At 70.0% G+C, this 19,354-nt stretch carries 20 protein-coding genes and 1 pseudogene; 8 read left to right on the forward strand and 13 right to left on the reverse strand.

Annotated features, from left to right (window positions below; translation table 11 throughout):
* Positions 1–62: 62 nt before the first annotated feature.
* The 6 genes from BR98_RS01025 to BR98_RS01050 all read right to left on the reverse strand — a co-directional run bounded on the left by BR98_RS01025 (position 63) and on the right by BR98_RS01050 (position 4,311).
* Entirely contained in the window at positions 63–1,262 is a 1,200-nt protein-coding gene (locus BR98_RS01025) for a PrsW family intramembrane metalloprotease (protein WP_083975836.1), read from the reverse strand.
* Positions 1,259–1,828, reverse strand: a complete 570-nt coding sequence (locus BR98_RS35855) for a hypothetical protein (RefSeq protein ID WP_051969159.1) — start codon at positions 1,826–1,828, stop codon at positions 1,259–1,261. The genes BR98_RS01025 and BR98_RS35855 overlap by 4 nt, the downstream gene beginning before the upstream one ends.
* 494 nt (positions 1,829–2,322) lie before the next feature.
* Positions 2,323–2,697 (reverse strand): hypothetical protein, encoded by a 375-nt coding sequence (locus BR98_RS38840; RefSeq protein ID WP_157537262.1) that lies wholly within the window; start codon positions 2,695–2,697, stop codon positions 2,323–2,325.
* A 265-nt stretch (positions 2,698–2,962) separates the two neighbouring features.
* Positions 2,963–3,166, reverse strand: a complete 204-nt coding sequence (locus BR98_RS01040; protein ID WP_035839049.1) for a hypothetical protein — start codon at positions 3,164–3,166, stop codon at positions 2,963–2,965.
* Between the two features lie 70 nt (positions 3,167–3,236).
* On the reverse strand, positions 3,237–3,770 hold the full coding sequence (locus BR98_RS01045; RefSeq protein ID WP_051969160.1) for a hypothetical protein: 534 nt from the start codon (positions 3,768–3,770) through the stop codon (positions 3,237–3,239).
* A gap of 10 nt (positions 3,771–3,780) precedes the next feature.
* The gene (locus BR98_RS01050; protein WP_035839052.1) at positions 3,781–4,311 is read right to left on the reverse strand and encodes a hypothetical protein; all 531 of its coding nucleotides are present in this window, start codon (positions 4,309–4,311) and stop codon (positions 3,781–3,783) included.
* Positions 4,312–4,736: 425 nt separating this feature from the next.
* On the opposite strand from BR98_RS01050, the gene BR98_RS01055 reads away from it, so the two are divergent.
* Positions 4,737–5,330: a DUF4291 domain-containing protein gene (locus tag BR98_RS01055; protein ID WP_035839053.1), complete on the forward strand. Its 594-nt coding sequence runs from the start codon at positions 4,737–4,739 to the stop codon at positions 5,328–5,330.
* 187 nt (positions 5,331–5,517) lie between these two features.
* On the opposite strand, the gene BR98_RS01060 is transcribed toward BR98_RS01055, so the two are convergent.
* Positions 5,518–5,739, reverse strand: a complete 222-nt coding sequence (locus BR98_RS01060) for a hypothetical protein (protein WP_035839055.1) — start codon at positions 5,737–5,739, stop codon at positions 5,518–5,520.
* A 343-nt stretch (positions 5,740–6,082) separates the two neighbouring features.
* Positions 6,083–6,706: pseudogene (locus BR98_RS01070) on the reverse strand (ISAzo13-like element transposase-related protein); the annotation flags it as partial.
* A 141-nt stretch (positions 6,707–6,847) separates the two neighbouring features.
* Here BR98_RS01070 and BR98_RS01075 point away from each other — a divergent pair.
* A complete protein-coding gene (locus tag BR98_RS01075; RefSeq protein ID WP_035839059.1) occupies positions 6,848–7,285 on the forward strand; it encodes a hypothetical protein in 438 nt (145 codons plus the stop codon).
* 203 nt (positions 7,286–7,488) lie between these two features.
* On the opposite strand, the gene tpg is transcribed toward BR98_RS01075, so the two are convergent.
* Positions 7,489–8,043: a telomere-protecting terminal protein Tpg gene (gene tpg, locus BR98_RS01080; protein WP_035839061.1), complete on the reverse strand. Its 555-nt coding sequence runs from the start codon at positions 8,041–8,043 to the stop codon at positions 7,489–7,491.
* Between the two features lie 6 nt (positions 8,044–8,049).
* On the reverse strand, positions 8,050–10,308 hold the full coding sequence (tap, locus tag BR98_RS01085; RefSeq protein WP_035839063.1) for a telomere-associated protein Tap: 2,259 nt from the start codon (positions 10,306–10,308) through the stop codon (positions 8,050–8,052).
* A 275-nt stretch (positions 10,309–10,583) separates the two neighbouring features.
* On the opposite strand from tap, the gene BR98_RS01090 reads away from it, so the two are divergent.
* The 5 genes from BR98_RS01090 (at position 10,584) to BR98_RS01110 (ending at position 15,564) form a co-directional block, all read left to right on the forward strand.
* Positions 10,584–11,297, forward strand: a complete 714-nt coding sequence (locus BR98_RS01090) for a TnsA-like heteromeric transposase endonuclease subunit (protein WP_232247185.1) — start codon at positions 10,584–10,586, stop codon at positions 11,295–11,297.
* Positions 11,298–11,827: 530 nt separating this feature from the next.
* Positions 11,828–13,372, forward strand: a complete 1,545-nt coding sequence (locus tag BR98_RS01095; protein WP_232247325.1) for a transposase family protein — start codon at positions 11,828–11,830, stop codon at positions 13,370–13,372.
* Positions 13,357–14,415: a TniB family NTP-binding protein gene (locus BR98_RS01100; RefSeq protein ID WP_407639433.1), complete on the forward strand. Its 1,059-nt coding sequence runs from the start codon at positions 13,357–13,359 to the stop codon at positions 14,413–14,415. The genes BR98_RS01095 and BR98_RS01100 overlap by 16 nt, the downstream gene beginning before the upstream one ends.
* The gene (locus BR98_RS01105; protein ID WP_035839068.1) at positions 14,412–15,014 is read left to right on the forward strand and encodes a TniQ family protein; all 603 of its coding nucleotides are present in this window, start codon (positions 14,412–14,414) and stop codon (positions 15,012–15,014) included. The genes BR98_RS01100 and BR98_RS01105 overlap by 4 nt, the downstream gene beginning before the upstream one ends.
* Before the next feature lie 73 nt (positions 15,015–15,087).
* On the forward strand, positions 15,088–15,564 hold the full coding sequence (locus BR98_RS01110) for a DUF4265 domain-containing protein (protein ID WP_035842321.1): 477 nt from the start codon (positions 15,088–15,090) through the stop codon (positions 15,562–15,564).
* Between the two features lie 27 nt (positions 15,565–15,591).
* Here the strand turns inward: BR98_RS01110 and BR98_RS38845 are convergent, their stop codons facing one another.
* The 3 genes from BR98_RS38845 to BR98_RS01130 all read right to left on the reverse strand — a co-directional run bounded on the left by BR98_RS38845 (position 15,592) and on the right by BR98_RS01130 (position 18,081).
* A complete protein-coding gene (locus BR98_RS38845) occupies positions 15,592–15,843 on the reverse strand; it encodes a hypothetical protein (protein WP_157537266.1) in 252 nt (83 codons plus the stop codon).
* A gap of 241 nt (positions 15,844–16,084) precedes the next feature.
* A protein-coding gene (locus tag BR98_RS42745; protein ID WP_456152109.1) for an IS630 family transposase occupies positions 16,085–17,166 on the reverse strand; the annotation gives its coding sequence in 2 pieces (ribosomal slippage) (positions 16,085–16,681 and positions 16,684–17,166; 1,080 coding nt in all).
* Positions 17,167–17,433: 267 nt separating this feature from the next.
* Positions 17,434–18,081 (reverse strand): LuxR C-terminal-related transcriptional regulator, encoded by a 648-nt coding sequence (locus tag BR98_RS01130; RefSeq protein WP_035839072.1) that lies wholly within the window; start codon positions 18,079–18,081, stop codon positions 17,434–17,436.
* Positions 18,082–18,497: 416 nt separating this feature from the next.
* Between BR98_RS01130 and BR98_RS01135 the strand changes: the two genes are divergently transcribed.
* Positions 18,498–19,238, forward strand: a complete 741-nt coding sequence (locus BR98_RS01135; RefSeq protein ID WP_083975841.1) for an amidohydrolase family protein — start codon at positions 18,498–18,500, stop codon at positions 19,236–19,238.
* Positions 19,239–19,354: the final 116 nt, after the last annotated feature.

The following is a 19,354-nucleotide window of genomic DNA, read 5'->3' on the forward strand; positions in this document are numbered from 1 at the left end:
GGTCGGCGGGCTGCCCCACGACCGCACCGTCCGGCACGGGCGCGCGGATCGAGGTCTGACAGTCAGCCGCCGGCCCGCAGCCGGAAGACCTCCTCGCGGGCGCGGGCGACGTCGTCGGTGCTGGCGCCCTGCGCGAGCGCGAGCTGCCGGGCGAGCCGGCGGACGGCGGTGAGCACGCGCTTACCGATGCCGCGCTGGTAGCTGCCGTGCAGGGAGCGGCGGAAGGCACGGCGGTCCCTGCGGGACCCGGTGGCGGCGGTCAGCTCGGCCTGCGTGAACAGGCCGGCGGTGACCTCGGGGGCGAGGATGTCGCGCAGCCACCGCCGTTCCTGCGGCAGGGCGAGCTTGAAGGTGAGCCGGAGCAGCAGCAGGCTTGCGACGGACAGCAGGACGAGCCCTCCGACGAGCCCTCCCAGGGCGGCGAGCCCGCCGAGCCCGCCACCCAGGGCGGGGCCCATGGACATCAGGCAGTCCACCAAGCCGTGCCCGAGCATCGCACCGGCCACCAGTAGCAGGCCGCGCAGCCGGTGCGCGGAACCGCCGCGGCCGATCAGCCACATCAGTCCGGCGCAGTACACCGCGCTGAACAGCGCGTGCGCGGTCAAGCCGGTCACCGAGCGCCCCACCACGACCAGCAGGGCGGCACCGGCCTGGTCGGCGCCGAACGACTCCACGGCGCTCTTGTACGCGTACAGGACGTCCTCAGCGATCTGGAAGCCGAGTCCGGCGAACGCGCCGATCAGCAGCCCGTGGTACGGCGAGCGGACCAGCCGGGGCGCCAGGCCGATCAGCAGGACCAGCGCGGTGGCCTTGGCGCTCTCCTCGGTGAACGGGGCGGTCAGGCCGGGGCCCCAGTCGCCGATCCAGCCGTGCCCGAACAGCTTGCCCTCCAGCGAGATGGCCGCGCTGTTGGCGTGAAGCGCCATCACGAAGGTGGCGGTCAGCACGCCCCAGGCGAAGGCGACGACGAACAGCCGCGCCGGCAGGCTGGTGTACCGGTTGTGACGGCGCAGCAGGAACACCCACGGCACGGTGTAGAGGCCGAACGCGATCGCGCCGACGGCCAGTGCGGTCCCGTAGGCGCCGACGCCGCGCTGGTAGAACTCCACCAGTTGCTCCGCTCCGGCGAGCAGTCCGAGCACGAGCACCCAAAAGCAGGCGTTGCGCCACTGCACGATCCTGAACGGCGTGCCCCAGCCGGAGGCGTCGAGCGCCGCGGCCCTCGCCTCCTCCAGCTCCCGGCCGGTGATGACGGTGGTCACGACTGGTCCCCCTGGGTGGTCAGCGCGACGCTCGACAGCATCCGCTGGATTTGGTCGGTGCGGGTGGTCAGCTGCCCGTCGTCGGTGGCGGAGACAAGGATGGTCAGGCCTCGGCCGTCGGACAGCGCGTAGCTGGCCAGCACTCCCGCTCCGGAGGTGGCGCGGTAGGTTTCCCGCACCCCACTGACGTCGCCGGTCGCGGTGACGTGCGCCCGGTCGCCGGCAGCCCGGAAGCCCGGCAGGTCGGTCGTGTGCTCCTCGTCGGCGTTCACCTGATCCAGCAGCTGCGACGCGTCACCGCGGAAGGGGCCCACCTGGAGCGCGGCGGTCACCGTCCCGTCGGTGACGACCGCCTTGCCCTTGCCAGGCACCGGCGCGATGGTGGGCGTGCCGAGCGTGACCCCCTTCACCAGGCGCCACCCCTCGGGCGGAGCGAGCGTCAGGCCCGCTCCCAGGTCGAGCCGGTCGCCCGCGCGCACCACCGCATGGTCCGCCACCGACCGGTCGACCATTGGCAGCAGCACGGCCAGCACCAACCCGATCACCAATACCACGGCGGCGGGCACCAGGCTGCCCCGATCAAGGCCCCATCGCCGGTGCTCCACAACTATCGGACCCTCAGGAACCCCCGGGTCCACGTCCACCGCACTCACACCGCTCATCCCCTCGAAAGCTCCACCGTCGCCGGCGGCCGTCCCGGCCGCGCCACGGCGCCCCGAATAATCCCATAAGCATGGAACTGCTGGCCGCGGTCGGCATCGAGGAGGATCCGGAGCTGGCTGGCTGGCTGGCTGGCTGGCGGGCAGCGGCCGCGGCGAAGCCGAAGCGCTCACAGGCGGACAGGTTCCAGCAGGGCCTGCAGGCTGGCCGCGTTCGTCGAGCGGGAAGGGCACGCCCGGGCGCACCGGGAGGCCCTGGAGCCCGTAGAGCTGCCGGATGGGAGCGGAGGGTGGTGGCCGGGCCGGTCGTCGCACCGGGGACCTGGCTTACCCGCCCCACCCACAAGCCCCCACCGACAGCCTCCGGCGTGGCGGTGAGCCGACCGCCCCATGACGGACGGTCAGGTGGCGGCGCGCAGCGGCGCCAGCGCCGGGCAGCGGTCGGCACCGTGCCCGAACTCGGCCGGCTCGTAACCGTCCGGGCCGTGGACAGGGCAGTGGTCCGGCTCGTGGGTGAGACGGGCACCGCACGCGGCGCGCGGGCACGTGCACGCCCGGTCGCTGCTGTACATGTGAACGGTGAAGGCACGTGCCTCCTCCGCGGCGGCCAGGACCTCCCGGGCCGCGCCGCAGGCCGGGGAACTGGCCTGGTGGCCGGCTCGCGCCAGCGCATGGTCGGCGGCGGCCGCGAACCACGGCAGGGACGTCCCGTCAGCCCCGGCCAAAGGCCCCGTCAGTTGGTCGGGGGTGGCGGCAGCCAGATCCCGAGCCAGCAAACGGACAAACCCCGAACGAGCCCCACCAGACGCGGCGCGTAAGACAGGCGGGGCGGGCACGGCAGGCGCGGCAGACGCGGTGGGCACCGCAGACGGGGTGGGCATGGTAGGCGGAGCGGTCATGGCAGGGCTCCTGTGTCGCTCGGCGTGGCTTCCTACCGCCGAACCTAGAAACACCACCCGCCCCCACCCACCCCCGATTCCAGCCCAGCCACCCGGGCGCACGACCGCGAACCGCGTGAGGGCGCCCGGCCGGCGGCGGGTGTCACGGCGCCGCCTCGCTCCAGGGGTCGGGCATCCGGTCCAGGCTCCCCGCCCACCCGAGCAGGCGCTCCTTCTCCTTCGAGAGCGCCTCATGGTGCTGGCCAGTCCACTCCCTGGAGGCAAGCGTCCAGTCGGCCTGGCCGAGCAGTCGGGTGCGGGCCGCGCGCGCTTCCTCCTGACGTGGGAAGTCACCGATCAGGCTCACACCCGTACGGTGCTCGAGCCCACCCTCGTGCTCGGAGTACCGGTCATGGCGTGGAAGCCGTTCGTGGCACCTATTCGAGGGCGATCCACACACCGTGGTGCGGGTCCTGCCGGCAGACGAAGATGAGAAGCTCATCGCGAGCGCCTCGGAAGCCCGTCGGATCGTGGAACTCCGGGTCATAGCCCCGCTTGCGCGCGCGGAAGCGGTCTTCCACAGGGGTCCAGCTCAGTGCGCCGCGCTCGCCGTTGGGCAGCGTCAGAAGCAGGCTCATCTCCGAGTCGCAGGAGCACCGGACCGGTCGAGGGCCGTGCGGCCAGTACGGCCACCCGCCCGTCTTGAGACCAGGCGCCACCGACAGGTCATTGCCGTAGTCGTAGCCAGGGTCCTGCCCCAGACTGTTGTGCCAGGCGTGAATGCGGGACTGCAACTGCTCGGGAAGATCCTCGATGTCGGGGTACTCGGTGATCCGCTCGGGGTGCAGTACACACGGTTCGAGGAGGTACATGTCGTCCGCTGACCTGTTCCCGCCGATACTCGCATCGGTGAGTGATGCGGCGGACCGCCAGATCACCTTCGGGGCCGGCCCGTGGTAGTGCTCGTGCATGCCGGGGATGTCAGGGTGCCGGTGCGGGCACCACAGGATCTGCAGGAGATCTGTCCCGTCCGGGGAACCGGATCTCGGGGATGTCGGCCGCATGGAGCTGGATGACCGGGACCATGGAGACCGGTTCGGCTGGGGTCTCGGGCTCCCACGTCTTGACCGTTTCCTTCGGCGGCCGGCTCCCGGCCTTCTGCAGGAACTGCTGCCGCATCGCCGCCATCTTGCCCAGCGCCGAGTCGGGATCGGCGGCCTGCTCGGGGAACTCGGCGGTCCACTGGCTGAGCCGCTGGGCGAAGAGCGCGTCACCTCGTCGGAAATCCTCCAGCTCCGCACTGGTGGCCGGGCGCTCGATCTCGACCATGTGCGGCAACTGGCAGGTCGGCCAGGCCTCGCCTGCGGGCCAGAGCATCGGCCCTGCCACCGAACTCGCCCCCGGCGCGGATACCCCGCGACGCGGGTGCAGCCGGGTCGCGTCCTTCGCGTAGACAGCGAGCTCCGGAAAGACCACAAGGATGTCGACGGGCCGAGCGGGAGTGGTGAACATCGGGCAACGATCGCAGTTTGATCCCGGCCCATGTCAAGATCCGTCGCCCCAGCAGACCCCAGTTCTGCGCGGGAAGCGATCACACACTGCACGGGAAGCGATCACCTACCAGGCCACGGCACTGCACGTAAGCCGAACTCGTCAACACCCCGTGCTCGACAACGCGGTACCACCACAGCGGCGTGACACGGTCAGGAACGACCTTCAAGCCCTGGTGACGAGGCAGGTCCGCCGGCGCGGACCGCGCACAGAGCAGCGAGGACCACGCCGTCCAGACCGGCGCCACGTGGGCCACGTGGGCCACCTACGCCTCCCACCGAGGACGAGCCCGAAATACCTGACTGACTCCGTTCAGCGCTCAACCAGGCTCACCCGACCTAACAATTCGATGGCGCGGAGCGTGACCAGCGTCGACGCTAGTCACCGTGTCAGAATCCAAGCATCAGATCCGCGCCCTCTATACGGCTTCCACCGTGACGGTCTACCAGGCATACGCACCAGAGATCGGCCTGCCCGCAGCACACGACGGCCGCTTTCCCAGCGCCTGGCAACGAGACCGAATGACGTGGATCAAGCCGTCGTTCCTCTGGATGATGTATCGGTGCGGATGGGCAGCCAAGGAGGGGCAGGAGACCGCCCTCGCGATCGAAATCACCCGCGAGGGTTTCGAGTGGGCCCTGGCAAACGCCTGCCTGGCCCACTACGAACACGGGCTGCATCCCGACCGCTCCACCTGGAAACGCCAGCTGAAGCGAGCCCCCGCCCGAGTGCAGTGGGACCCCGAACGCGACCTGCACCTGCAACCGCTTGCCCACCGCTCCCTGCAACTCGGCCTCGCCGGCGAGGCCGCCGAGCGCTACGCGGACAAGTGGATCGTCTCGATCAGCGATGTCACCGCGCTCGCGCATGCCATCCATGCCCACGTCAGGGACGGAGCTCTAGACGCAGCCCAGCAACTCCTCCCCGCAGAACGCCCCTATCCGGCGAGCGACACCCTTCTCGCCCATCTGCGCGGCTGAGCCCGACCGCCTACGGCTGCGGACTTGCCGTTCCGGCGCCGCCCGCCCCGGCAACTCACGACAATCCAATACGCGATGCCATCAGTAGAGAGTGCCGCTCAGTGCCTGGGTGGTAGTTACGCTCGATCTGGCTGCCGCTAGCGGACAAAGCGTCACGATGACACTTCGCGAACGGCGCCGGGAGCGCTCAGCGAGCCTTGGATGCGTCGAGGACGCCCTGCGGGCTGATCCCGATCTCCTCGGCCTTGTCCGTCGCACGGTGGGCCTTGACGACCGCAGCGCGCCAGGTCAGGTCGTCGTAGTGGTCACGACCCTGGTCGTGGATCTCGGTAGCGGCCTGTCGGGCGTTTGCGGTCGCGATGGCCGCGTCAGCCAGAACACGGCTGGCCAGCCAAGTCGGGACGGACATCGCGGCACTCCTAACGATGGATCGATCTTGGATGTCAGAAACAGGCACTACCGGCCTCCCCTTGACACCAGGTCAGGCGGTGGCGCGCAGCGGGGCCAACGCCGGGCAGCGGTCGGCACCGTGCCCGAACTCGGCCGGCTCGTAACCGTCCAGGCCGTGAACCGGGCAGTGGTCCAGCCGGTGGATGAGCCGGACACCACACGCGGCCGCGGGGCACGTGCACGCCCAGTCGGTCCCGCCAGCAGAGCAGTCGGACCCCCGGAGCGCGGTAGAGGCCACCCGAAGCAGGCCGCCACCGGGCCTGCTCCCTTCGGTGGCTTCGCCCCAGGGAGCTGACGAAGAATTACTTGCTGCTCTTGGCAGGCTCGTCGGGTGCCAGGGTGTGGCCTGCGATGGCGGCAAGCTGGTCGGCTGTGGTCACGGTGATCGCGCCGCGGGGGATGGAGTGTGCGAGGGCGTCGAGGATCCGGTTCGCTTCGCGGACTGCGTCGGTGATCAGCGCCTGTGAGGTGCCGAGCAGTGCCGCGAGCGGCGGGTTGTGGATCTTCCAACGCGCCTTGAGGACGCCGACCAGCAGCCGGTCGGAGACTGACAGGTAGCGACTGCCGGTGCCCGGCCCGGTCTTCTTGCCCGGGATCATGATCGGCGGGTAGTCGGCGAGGTAGCGGCGATAGCGCTGCTGCAGCTCGCTCCAGGCTGTGCTCTCCATGCCGGTCAGGCTGGGATGGTGCAGCCAGGCGGGCGCCTTGTCTCCGGTGGGGAACCGGCCGAACTCCGGTGGGGCAACGGGCCGTTCGGGAGCCAGTGGTTCGGGACGCAGGGAGTAGTTCCAGGTGCCGTGCCACTCGTGGGCGTCCAGAGGAAGGCGCTTCATGACGTGGTCGGGGACGGTGACGCCGGTGGGGTAGGTGCCGGGATCGAACTCGGCGCGGACGCTCAGCCCGGTCCGGGTCCGGGTCGCGCCGATAGCCCTGCGTCCATACCGCCGTCGACCTGTGACATGGCCAGGTTGGCGGCAGTTTTCGCGTGGCGCTGGCTCCGCTAAATTTGGCCCCTTGCGTTTGAGTGCATCGGCGCGCACGCTGGTGACCAGCGGAAGGGGTAGATCGTGGACTACATTCACTACCTAGCGATCCATGAGTTCTATCTGGAATACAAGCTCAAAAGGATGCTTCCCAGTGATCCCCGCCGCCTTAGCGTCATTCTCGCCCTGACGTCTACTCAAGCGAAACTGAAGACGCTTAGGGAGACCGAAGAGGAGCGCCAGCAACTGCGCAGGCTGCTGGACAAGCACGAGAACTGGGTCGTCGATGAGCTGGAATGGCGTCGCGAGGCTCGGCAGGAGCATGTCGGCCGCGAGAGCTCAGAGACGAAACGCCATGCAGTGATGCAGACCCCGAGCGGGGCGCCTCGGCCGCCTCAGTCTGTCGTCGTGATGCAGCAGCACCACACCACGCACCCCCTCCAGAGGCAGATCGAACAGTTTCAAGAGGATGTTCGACGGGTTAACCATCCGAGCTACCGCCTTCCGGAAGAGGGCTGGTGACGACCCGAGGGTATCCGGTCCTTTCTTGGTGCGGCAGGTGGAACGGGTGGACTGGTGCGGGGTTCGGGTGACGGTCCGTCCCGGGTTCCGCTGCGGGGATCCCGGGACCGGTGTTGTGGTCGGGTAGCCGGCCAACTCGAGCGCTCATTGGCCAGCTGAAGCGCTCAGTCACATGTGGCTAATCGCCGTATTTCTCCTCGGCACTAATACTGCACGTCGATCGCTTGGATTCCGGTGAATTCGACTTCGAGGCCGGTGGCCCGTCCGCCGTCCTTGAAATAGGTTTCCTGGAACCCCTCGGCCATGATCTCTCGCAGCTCCTGGTCGCTGGCCCCTTGGTCCTGGGCGGCGAAGAGACGGTCGGCGTACTCGGCGGGGAGGTGGACGGTCAGGTGCCGCAGGCGGGCCTCGTCGGTGGTGCCGACGGGGGCGGTGTAGCCGAAGTAGGCCCATACCTCCACCGTGATGCCTGTGCTGGTGGCGGCCTTCTTGCGAGCCTTGCGGCGGTTGCCGGGCTGCCACACCTTCTGGAGCTCGCGGACCAGGGCGTCGCGCAGCGCGGAGCGCGGGTGTTTGCGCTCGCCCTTGAGGTAGCGGCGCACGGTGTTCGGGTCGACGCCGAGGCTGGCCGCGACCGTCTTCTTGTCGCCCTTGGCGGCCTTGACCAGCGCCCGCATCTGGGCCTGCGCGGACTTCGGCAGGGCCTGGGTGAAGTGCATGGGGGCCGCTCGGTCGATCGCGTCGGTGATCTCCTCCACGGTGTCCTACTTCCCGTCGGTCAGCGTGCTGTCGTAGCCCTTGATGTGGCGGGCCGGGTTGGCGCGCTGGTCGCGCTCGAGCCAGTCCACGACGGTGAGCATCTGCTGCACGCCCTCGACCTTCGCCAGGCCCGGGGTCGCACCGAGCCGGAAGGTGCCGGGCAGTACCCGGCCGGCACCGGTGAGCGGCAGGAAGTCCAGTGGGCTGGTGCCGGGAGAGGCGTAGACGACGCAGTCGTTGTTCACGCCGAGCGGGTAGCGGCCGTTCGCCTTCGCCACGTTGGCCATCTTGCGGTGCATGTTTACCCTCGCCTTGGCGATGACCGCGGCCCGGATGTCCGGGCGCCAGGTGGGCCGCTCCAGCGCCGGCCACGGCTCACCGCTCTTGTAGGTGACGCCCTGGGGGCGCTCGCGCAGCTTGCCGATCCCGAACTTCACCGTCGACTTCACCGCCGAGAGGACCATGGCGATCTGGTGGTGGCGCCACGCCGCCGAGGCGAGCTGGTCGTCGCCCATCTCCGCCAGGTGGCCCAGACCCTCGGCTGTGAGTGCGGCGCGCAGCGCCTCCAGGTCCTCGCCGGCGCCCTTGAGGAGGCGGTGGGCGGTCATCGAGGCGAGGAAGGCGCGCTCGTCGGTGTCCTTGTCGACCGGGATGCCGGCCTCGGCCATCGTGGTCACGTACGCCTCGCGCAGGCGGTCGTGCCACGGGTCGAGGTACGCGCCGCTCTTCTCCCGCACGTACGCCTCCATTGGTTCAACGTCGTAGCCGAGCTCGAGTGCGTACGCGACGGTCGGGGTGGCGTACCAGGCCGGGCCCTCGGGGCGCTTGCCGGACGGGGTGAACGGGTTGGGCAGTCGCGGGTCGGTCGGGACGCCGGACAGGTCGACGAACCAGCTCCCGGGGACCTTCTTGTGGAAGCGCGGGTTGGTCACGTGCACCGGTCCGCTCAGCCCGACCGACAGTCGGGAGGCGGCGGCGAGGTAGGCGGTGTTCAGGTCGATGCCCACCGCGAACGGCAGCACCATCTCCGCGTCGGAGAGGGTCTCGACGGGGCGGCTCCACTGGTACGACTCCTCGTCCAGGAACCCGCCGGTCCAGCCCTGCGCCTCCGGGTGCTCCGGCGGGACCTCCGGCGGCGCGGCCTCCACCGTCTCGGTCAGCGCGCCCGGGTTCGCACTCGACGCCCACCCGCCGGTCGCCTCGTCGCGCACCGCGCGGGTCGGCGGGCGCAGCGCTGTCATCAGTTCCAGGCCGCTGGTGGCGGTGGAGCCCCGCGGGGTGATCACCCGCTGGGCGTAGATGCCGAGGACGCGGGCCAGATCCGGCGCGGGAAGGCTGGCGGCGTCGCCCCAGGAGCGGGGGTCCAGGGCGCGCCAGGGCAGGACGGCGAGCTGAACGCACTGGCGCCGGCCTTCCGTGACCGGCTTGTAGATGCGGGGCCACGGGCCGAAGCCGCGGCGGGTGAGCTGCCACTTCGAGCGGGTCAGCGCCTTGACCACCTTGTGGTCCTCCGGCAGCCGCTGCGTGCGGCGGGTGGCGGGGTGGTCGTCCAGCGTGGCCGGCAGTCCGAACTTCGCTGCGGCCTCGGCGGTCAGCACGATCAGCGGGTCGGAGTCCTTCCCGGAGCGGTGCAGGCGTGCCGCGCCCAGACCGGACTCGCCCAGCGCCCAGGTGACCAGTTGCGCGAGCGTGGTCGCCGGGCAATCCAGGACCAGGCCGCCCACGCCGTAGGCGGTGCCGTCGCCGTCCAACACGGCCAGTGGCCCGTTGGGGAACTGCCCGTCGAAGTACGGAGCCGGCCGCGCCGCGCGACGCAGCGACGGCCCGGCCGCACGCACCGCAGTGGGCCGTACCGGCGAAGCGGCGGGAGCCTCCTGCGGGGCCTGATTGGCCGCATCCTCCACCGTGTCGGTCGCGACGGGCTCGGGTTCGGGTTCGGGCTCCACCGGCGCCGGGGCGTAGGCGGCCGGCACCTCCTCGACCGTCGAAGCTGCCGGGGCGGTGTCCGAGGCCGGATACTTCTCCGCCCAGCCCTCCAGCAGCCGCACATATGCCTCCAGGCGCGGCTGCCTCGGCTCGGAGCGACCCGCCTCCCAGTTCTTCACCGACTGCGCCGTCGTCTTCAGCACCTGCGCCAGCCGGGCCTGCGTGACCTCCGCAGCCTCCCGCAATCGCACCCGCTCAGCCGGCTCGGGCAGACGCGGCCCGCCATCCCCCTCCAGCAGCGCGTCCACCGCCGCGAACAACTCGTCCTGCGTGGGCACGAAGCCTCACCTCCGGCTCACAACCTAGCACTGCTTTAGCCCTGTACCCGCCCTGTATTTAACCCTTTCGGTTAACCCTTTCGTTTAACCCTCTTCGAGCTGGTCCCCCCGGTCGAGCCAGCCGCCCACGCACTGGTTGCTACGACCGGTGTCCCGTGACAAATGATCTTGACCGTTTGCCAGATGATCTTGACGGACAGTAGGTTTCTGCCACTTGATCTTGATCGGTGGTGGGGAGTCCGGTGGCTGTTGCCGCGTTGGCGTACGACGATCCGGTGCTGTCTGCGTTCGAGCTGGACTTCGTCGACGCTGGTGAGCGCCGTCGGCTGCCGCTCGGGCAGGCCTGGAACCGGCGGTTCGAGTCCGCCGATCCGGTGCGCGAGTTCCGCTGGGCAAAGGGCGGGCAGGGCTTCGCGGGCTGGTACTTCTCGGCGACGGTGGACAACCACGTGGGCTACGAGTCGTGGCTGGAGCGGGACCGGTTGATCCTGCTGGATCGCGAGCCTGAGGTCGTCGGGATCGCCTCGCAGCCGTTCTGGCTGCACTGGCACGACGGGAAGCGGCTGCGCCGACACGCGCCGGACTACTTCGTGCGGCTGGCGGACGGCCGTGGCCGGGTCGTGGACGTGCGGGCCGGCGACCGGATCGAGCAGGCGGACGCGGAGGCATTCGATGCGACGGAGCAGGCCTGTCGGGCGGTCGGCTGGGAGTTCGTACGCGTCGGCGAACCGGAGCCGGTGCTGATGGAAAACGTGCGCTGGCTGTCGCGCTACCGCCGCAGCCGCTGCGCGAACCCGGAGGTCGCCGCGCGCCTGGTCGACGTGTTCGGCGAGCCGGTGCCGCTGCGGTCCGGGGCCACAAAAGCGGGTGATCCGCTGGTGGTGCTGCCAGTGTTGTTCCACCTGCTCTGGCACGGCGACCTGGCCGCCGATCTGGAGAGCGAGCCGCTGTCGTCCACCACGCTGGTCAGCGGAAGGCGGACACGGTGAGCGGGCGGCAGAGGCCGGCAGGGATCGCGGTCGGCGCGTGGGTGCGCTTCGCCGGGCAGGTCAGGGCAGTCGTGGGTGTCACTGCGACGACGGCCCTGCTGACGGACACCGGCGGCGGCCGGGTGGAGGTGGCGGTCGCGGAGCTGACGGGCGATCCGGACTTCGCCGTGGTCGACCTGCCGGTTCGCACGCCGCTGCCGGCCCAGTCCCGGCTGGAGACGTTTCCGCCTGAGGCCATCGAGCGGGCACTGTGGTGGGAGGGCCACATCCTCGAAGTCCTGCACGGCCGCTGCCCGGAGGCCGACTCGGACGCTTCGCCGCGCCAGGGCTACGGCCCGGAGAAGTCGCTGACGGCCCGGCAGCGGGCGAAGGCCGTCGAGCTGGCGGCGGCCGGCCACGAGGTGTCGGCCAGCGCGATCGGCAACCTGCGGCGCAAGTACCAGGCTGATGGCGTGCTCGGCCTGGTCGACCGCCGATCCGCCCCCAAGGCGCCCGAGTTCACCGCGGTCGACGGGCGGGTGGTCGCGGCGATGCGCGCGGCGATCAGCGAGGGCATCGACGCCTCAACCCGCACCGGGTCGTACTTGATCTGGCGGACCGGGGAGATCCTTCGCCGCACCCCCGAGGCCCAAGGTGTCGAGCTGCCCTCGCAGCGCACGCTCTACCGGCTGCTGGCGAAGCTGACCCGCGGCACCCACACCTTCGGCGCCGCGAGCACCCGCCGCTCCAGGGCCCACGGGGCGAAAACCCCGTTCGGCGAGCTGCCGGCGTTCGCGCCGGGCGAGGTGATGCAGATCGACTCGACGCCGATGGACGTGATGGTCCTGCTGGACGACGGCGTCCCGGGCCGTATCGAGCTGACGGCGATGATCGACGTGGCGACGCGCACGCTCACCGCGGCGGTGCTGCGGCCGACCACGAAGGCGGTCGACGCGAGCGTGCTGCTGGCTCGCACGGTCACGCCGGAGCCGCAGCGGCCGGGCTGGGCGGACGCCCTGCGGATGTCGCGCTCGGTGCTGCCGCACCGCCGGTTGCTGACCCTGGACGAGCGCCTGGAGCACGCCGCGGCCCGGCCGGTGATCGTCCCGGAGATGATCGTCTGCGACCACGGGAAGGCGTTCATCTCCCGGAACTTCAAGTCGTCCTGCCGGTTCCTGGAGATCGACTTCCAGCCCGCACACAAGGGCTCCGGTTTCGAGAAGGGCCACATCGAGAAGATGCTGGCCTCGATCGCGACGCTGTTCGTCCAGTTCCTGCCCGGCCACCTGGGCCGCAGCACTGACCACCGCGGCCGTCACCCGGAGCGCGATCGGCTCTGGTCGCTGCTGGAACTCCAGGAGCTGCTGGACGAGTGGATCGTCGCCCACTGGCAGAACCGCCCGCACGACAGCCTGCGCGACCCCGCGCACCCGAGCCGGATGTTCACCCCGAACGAGAAGTACGCGACCCTCGTCGAGGCCTGCGGCTACGTCCCCGTCGCGCTCGGCGGCGACGACTACGTCGAGCTGCTGCCCGCCGAGTGGCGCGCGGTCAACGACTACGGCATCAAGTTCAAGCACCGCGTCTACGACAGCCCCGACCTCGACCCGCTCCGCCGCCAGGACTCCGGCATCACCGCCAAGCGCGGCCTCTGGGAAGTCCACCGCGACCCCTACGACGTCTCCCGAATCTGGGTACGCGACCACCGAGGCGACGGCCGGCCATGGATCCAGGCGACCTGGAAGCACCTGCACCGCGCGCCGGTCCCCTTCGGCGAACTGGCCTGGGACCACATCAGCCACCAACTGCCCGGCGCCACCGAGACCGAGATCGCCGACGCGGTCACCGCCCTGCTCACCCGCGCCCACGCCGGACCCGACCGGCCCGCCGCGGGCAAGCTCGGCCGCCGCGACCGACGGGTCGCCGCCCGCACCCGCGCGACCGCCACCGCGGCCGCCGTCCCGCCGAAGGGTTCCCCCACCGCACCCGCGCCAGACCCAGCCTCGGAACCGCCCGCCGACGACGGCCGGCCACTGGCCAAGGTCATTCCGCTCGGCCTGTTCGACCCCCTGGAAAACCCCTGGAGACGCACGTGACCGCCCCCGACAGCCTCACCGGACACGCCCTGCAGGAGGGCGAGGACGAGGTCGGACGGCACCTGACCACGCTGGAGGGCTGGCGACGGTTCATAGCCGACCCGCCCCCGCCGCCGGCACTGCTGCCCCGCGCCGAACACGAAGCACTCGGCGACCTGGAGCGGATGCTCTACGACGAGGCCCGCCTCGACCACCACGCCCGCCTTCGGGTCGTTGCCACCTCGACGGTCCGTCATGCGGTCACCTGCGGACGGCGCCTGGTCCTGCTGAACCGGCACGCCATCAGCGCTCGACGCGGGCTGATCCTCTCCGGCCTGGCCGGCACCGGCAAGACCATCGCCATCACCCAGCTCGGACGCGCCCACGAACTCCTCGACCAGGCCCGCCATCCGGGCAACCGCGACCGCATCCCAGTCGTCTACATCACCGTCCCGCCCGCGGCCACGGCCCGCATGATCGCCGCCGAGTTCGCCCGCTTCCTCGGCCTGCCGACCCGCGGTCGCATCAACATCACCGACATCATCGAGGCCGTCGTCGGCGTCTGCACCGACACCCGCACCGGCCTGATCCTCGTCGACGAACTGCACAACATCTCCCTGACCAGCCGCGCCGGCGCCGAAGTCGCCGACACCCTCAAGTACTTCTCCGAGCGCATCCCCGCCACGTTCGTCTACGCCGGCATCGACATCGAACGCAGCAACCTGCTCTCGGGCACCCGCGGCGCCCAGATCGCCGGCCGCTTCACCCTCCTGCCCACCCGCCCCTTCCCCTACAGCGAGGAATGGGCCGGCCTGGTCGCCACCCTGGAGGAGAACCTCCTGCTCCACGACCACCGGCCCGGCACCCTCGTCGCCCTCGACCGCCACCTCCACAACCGCACCGGCGGCATGATCGGCGCCCTCTCCCACCAGATCCGCGGCGCGGCCATCGACGCGATCCTCACCGGCACCGAGAAGATCACCAAGGACAGCCTGGACGCCGTCCCACTCGACCACACCGCGCAGACCAACGCCCGCACCGCCCCCTCTGGCGGCCGCCGGTGAACACTCCGCCCACCCAGCCTCCGCTGCGGCCGCTGCCGGTCCGGGTCCGTCCCCACCTCGGCGAGGGCACCGACTCCTACCTGCGCCGCCTCGCGCGAGGCAACCACCTCAAGCCCAGCTACCTCAACAGCCTGGTCTGCCCGAAATCCCGCCACGGGAAGCCCGACATCGCCCTCCTCGCCCAGCTCGCCGACCGGTCAGCCACCGACCTGCGGCGAGCACTCGCCGACGCCCCCGGAAAGGCCCGGCCCGCCGAACCACAACCCGTATCCGGAGAGCCGAGCCTTCACGACGTCGACCTCCTGCTCCTCACGTCCGCCCTTCAGGACGAAGGCATTCCCCTGCGACTCGCCGCCCAACGGCGCGGCCTCGACCCCAAGACCGTCCGCAAGGCCCTCCAACAGCAGGAACCCCGCCGGTTCTCACGAAGAGTTCCCGGCTGGGAAGTTCGCCGGAATCTGATAGACGCCATGGCCACAGAGGGTCTCCCCACGGCAGAGATCTGGGCCCGGATGATGGACGACCACGACACGCCGCTCACCTACAACGGCATCAACACCTACCTCGGCCGAACGCGCTCCGCCCTCACCCACAGCTGAGGACACATCGCCAAACGCGAGCGGTCCAGACCCGATGCAAGGTGCTGCGGGCGATCCGCGCATCATTGCCGCTATGGCGAACGCGGTTGAGAAGATCAAGGTCTGGTTTCGCTTCACCCCTCGCGAAGGCTGGTTCCCTCAGGACACGGAGGGCCTGTGGGCAACCAAGCTCAGTGCCGACACGGCGCGAGTGCAGAACGTTGCGTTCCTCCAGGACGGGGTGGCGGAAGGCGACGTCGTGAGGTTCCAGACGGACGCAGACGGCAGGCACTGGGCTGTCGGTCGGGTCAGCGCCTCCGGCAACTGCACGATTCGGGTCGTCCCCATCCCTTCCGGTCCTCTGGGCCGCAGCCCCCAAGCCGTCCACCAGCGCCTTTCACCGTTCGGGCTCGGAGGCGAGGTCTTCAGTGAGGAGTTCCCCATGGTCGCCGTCAACGTTCCGGCCAACGCCGACTTCTCCGGGATCAAGAAGCTCCTGAACCGCGGCAAGGAGGGAGGCTGGTGGCACTTCGAGGTCGGGTGCGGCAACGACGCGTGGTGGGGCGCCTGACCGTCCGCCACCGAACGGCGAGGACCTTCAGTCGCGGACGGCTCGGGCCTCAACACCAACCGTGCGTAGTCTCCGAGCAAGCTGCTCGATCTCGGGCAACGTCGCCGCGCTCTGACCTGACTGCACAGCCTGGAGCATCTTCCTGGCCTCATTCAGCTCAACATTCAACGTCGCCCGGATCACCTTCATGATCACAGCGGTTCGGGCACCTTGCTGAGGGAGGTCAAGGCGCGCGGGGCCACGCTCGCCGAGCAATCGCTCACGCAGATCGGCCGGCACGTCTCCACTCCCGCATACCGCTGACGGCCCGCAAACGGCACAGTCGGCCTCGATGCTCCATTCCAGGCGGTCGGAAATCAGAGCTTGCCCGCCCGAGCATGGCGCCTCCCCTCTGCAAACAGGGCATGCCGCAGCGAAACTGACGTACTCGCCGACGCTGGCGAAGCGCTCCCGCTCAGTCACCCCTATGAGATCCATCCGCGCATCGTCTCACCAGCCACCTGTTACTGACTTCGGCGTTTCAGGGTGATGGTGGTGGCAGGTCCAGGGAGAGGCCGGTCCCGGCGAGGAAGCCGTCGAGGATGTCGGGGCGGTACTGGAGCCGTTTGAGCCGGTTGCGGACGAGGGCTTCGAGACGGTCGACGGCGACCGAGGAGAGGTTGGCCAGGCTGTGCTTGACGTGCGCCCAGAGCCACTCCACGGGGTTCAGGTCCGGCGCGTAGGCGGGCAGGATGTATACGGTCAGCCAGTTCCTGGCGGCGACCAACTCGCGCATCACGTGGGAGACATGGGTGTTCAGCCGATCCCAGACCAGCACGATCGGCGCCTTCACCAGATGGTGGATGCCGTCGATCAGGCCGATGTAGTCGCGCTCGGAGAGGCTCCGCCGCTCGCCCTTGCGACCGGTGTGCCGCCGGATGCGGTGGGACAGCCTGGTCCGGGAGCCTGGCCGCACGGCGATCAGCCCAGCGACCGAGACACGTCCGGAGCGGCTGCCGGAGACCTTCACGACCGGGGTGATGCCCCGCCGTCCCCAGGTACGTCCACGGGGCGGCCTGCGCGTGAAGCCGGCCTCGTCTTCGAAGCAGACCCACCCATCGCAGTCCGCCCGGGCTCTTTTACCTCCGCCCAGGTCACCTCCGTCCACGCGGTGACGGCCTGCTCGTCACGTTCCGCAGCCCGCCTAGCGGGCATCTGCGGAGTGAAGCCAAGTCTGTGCATCAGCCGTGTAGCGCCCGAGACGCTGTACGAGACGTGGAACTTCCGCCCGATCAGCGTGGCCACCCGCGCTGCCGTCCACACCTGGTCCTCCACCCAGCCGTGCGCGGCCGGGCCCTGGTCCAGATACCCGGCGAGCTTCTCCAGGCAGCGCGGGGACAGGCGGCACCGCGACCCACCCGGGCCACGTGATGCCAGCGCCTCGACCCCGCCCTCGCGCCACAACTGGTGCCACTGGTAAGCCGACTTCCCACTCACCCGCAGGCGCCGGGCCACCTCCGCCGGCTTGACCTCCTGCTCGAACAGCTCGGCCGCCTGCATCCGCACCGTCTCCCGGCGCAGCCGTCCTGAAGCGGTCAGCCCGCCCCCATCCGCGTATCTCACACCCCATCGGATACAGCCACCACACCGAGCTCGTCAGGCAAACCGGGACAGTTCACCCTGGCGCGCCGAAGTCAGTATGGACAGTGGCGACGGAAAGGAACCAGAGGCGTGTCCGAGATTGTTGACGAGGTCATCCCCCTGCAGGGAGGCCGCATCACTTCTGGCGTCGTCCGTATCGGTGACACGGTCCCCGTGCCCCCGGACGCGGCGCAGCGTGGGCCGTCGCCGAGCCCGTCGCCGTGATGACGGCAGGCGTGCCCCCGGGGCTCAGCCCCTGGGCGCGCCCAGGAAGCGCAGCACGGCGAGCACCCGGCGGTGGTCCGCATCGGCCACCGGCAGGTCGAGTTTGGCGAAGATGTTGTTGATGTGCTTGGCCACCGCGCTCTCACTGACCGTCAGCGCCTCGGCGATGCCGGCGTTGGACCGGCCCTCCGCCATCAGGGCCAGCACCTCCCGCTCGCGCGGGGTCAGGGCGGCCAGGGGGTCGCCGCGGCGGAGCAGAAGTTGGGCGACGACCTGGGGGTCCAGCGCCGTTCCCCCCTCGGCCACCCGCCGTACCGCTGCTGCGAAGTCCTGGACATCGGCCGCGCGTTGCTTGAGCAGGTAGCCCACTCCGCTCGTGTTGGTCGCCAACAGGTCAGCGGCGTACCGCTCCTCCACGTACTGCGAGAGCAGGACCACCGCCGTGCGCGGCCGGCCGCGGCGGATCACCGCGGCCGCCCGCACGCCCTCGTCGGTGAAGGTGGGCGTCATCCGGACGTCCACCAGAGCGAGTTCGGGCTGGTGCTCCTCGACGGCGGCCAACAGCGCTTCCGCATCGCCGACTTCCGCGACGACCTGGAAGCCGCCCATCTCCAGCACCTTGACCAGGCCGACCCGCAACAGCACCGAGTCCTCGGCGATCACCGCGCGCACGGCAGCTCCGCCGTCACGGTCGTCGGTCCCCCGACGGGGGGCCGTCAGTGCCTGTGGCAATGGTGGTCGGCGTGCCGAAGGTTGCATTCGCCAGTTGGAGGAACCCGTCAGTGGAGGTCAGGGTCAGTTCCTGAGAGTGGATCCTCGAGGCATCGACGTGGACCGGTCCGGCCAGCTGGAGGTTCAGCCCATCAGGACAGCGGAACCCTGTCACCCTGAACTGCTCAGCCCGGTAATGCGGCAGCCGCACCGGGCCGCTGTCCGCGGTAGGCCGCCCACGCGAGATGTTGACTCGCGACTTGAAGCGTTCGCTCCAGCTGTGTCAGGCAGTTGTTGAGGCGTGCTGTTCCCTGAGGCTTCGCGAGCACCAGCGCTTCCCAGGTCCAGCGCCTGGCTCGTGATCGACACCGTGTCTCATGAGACATGCTGAGCGCGAAGAAAAGGTCCGCACCGCGTACGCCAAGGGCTGGCAGGTGCTGGCGCACGTCAACGGGGACGCCGCGATCGACCAGTTCATCGAGGCGGTCAAGGCCGCCGCCGAGGTCGAGCCCGCTGACGCCGACCGGCGGACGGTGGCGATCCACGCCCAGACCGCCCGCGAGGACCAGATCGAGGACTTCGCCAGCCTGGGTGTCATCCCGTCCTTCTTCTCCATGCACACCTGCTACTGGGGCGACTGGTACCGCAAGACCGTCCTCGGGCCGGAGCGTGCCGCCACCATCTCCCCGGCCCGCTGGGCCGTCGACCGGCAGATGATCTACACCTCGCCCCACGACGCCCCCGTGGCCCTGCCCAACTCCATCGCCATCCTGTCCAGCCAGGTCACCCGCCGCACCCGCACCGACCAGATCGTCCTCGGACCCGAGCAGTGCGTATCAGCCCTGGACGCGGTCAAGTCCATCACCATCAACGCCGCCCACCAGTACTTCGAGCAGGACCACAAGGGCAGCATCGAGGTCGGCAAGCTCGCCGACCTGGTGATCCTCTCCGCCAACCCCCTGACGGTCGAACCGGAGAAGATCAAGGACATCACGGTCGCCGAGACCATCAAGAAGGGAACCACCATCCATCCCGCCGTCGCCGCCGCCGCCAACAGCGATGAGCCCGAGCCCGGCCCGGAAGCGCCGGCCGACTACCAGTGGCACGGCTGCTGCTGACGGTCCCGCAGTCGCCGAACGCTTCTGACGTGGGCGCCGTGAAGTCCGTGAGAATGTGCCAGGCACGAGCACGGGCAGGGACCGGCCGCATCCCACAGTGCGGCCACCCCGGGCTT

This window comes from Kitasatospora azatica KCTC 9699 (assembly GCF_000744785.1).
Classification (GTDB): Bacteria; Actinomycetota; Actinomycetes; order Streptomycetales; family Streptomycetaceae; genus Kitasatospora; species Kitasatospora azatica.

Bases quoted from the DNA above. Each gene is read 5' to 3' on its own strand.
- BR98_RS01095 (WP_232247325.1), top strand. From the start codon at position 11,828: ATGCGCGCGGCGATCAGCGAGGGCATCGACGCCTCAACCCGCACCGGG.
- BR98_RS01110 (WP_035842321.1), top strand. From the start codon at position 15,088: ATGGCGAACGCGGTTGAGAAGATCAAGGTCTGGTTTCGCTTCACCCCT.
- BR98_RS01135 (WP_083975841.1), top strand. From the start codon at position 18,498: ATGAGACATGCTGAGCGCGAAGAAAAGGTCCGCACCGCGTACGCCAAG.
- BR98_RS01060 (WP_035839055.1), bottom strand. From the start codon at position 5,739: ATGTCCGTCCCGACTTGGCTGGCCAGCCGTGTTCTGGCTGACGCGGCC.
- BR98_RS01045 (WP_051969160.1), bottom strand. From the start codon at position 3,770: ATGCACGAGCACTACCACGGGCCGGCCCCGAAGGTGATCTGGCGGTCC.
- BR98_RS01050 (WP_035839052.1), bottom strand. From the start codon at position 4,311: ATGTTCACCACTCCCGCTCGGCCCGTCGACATCCTTGTGGTCTTTCCG.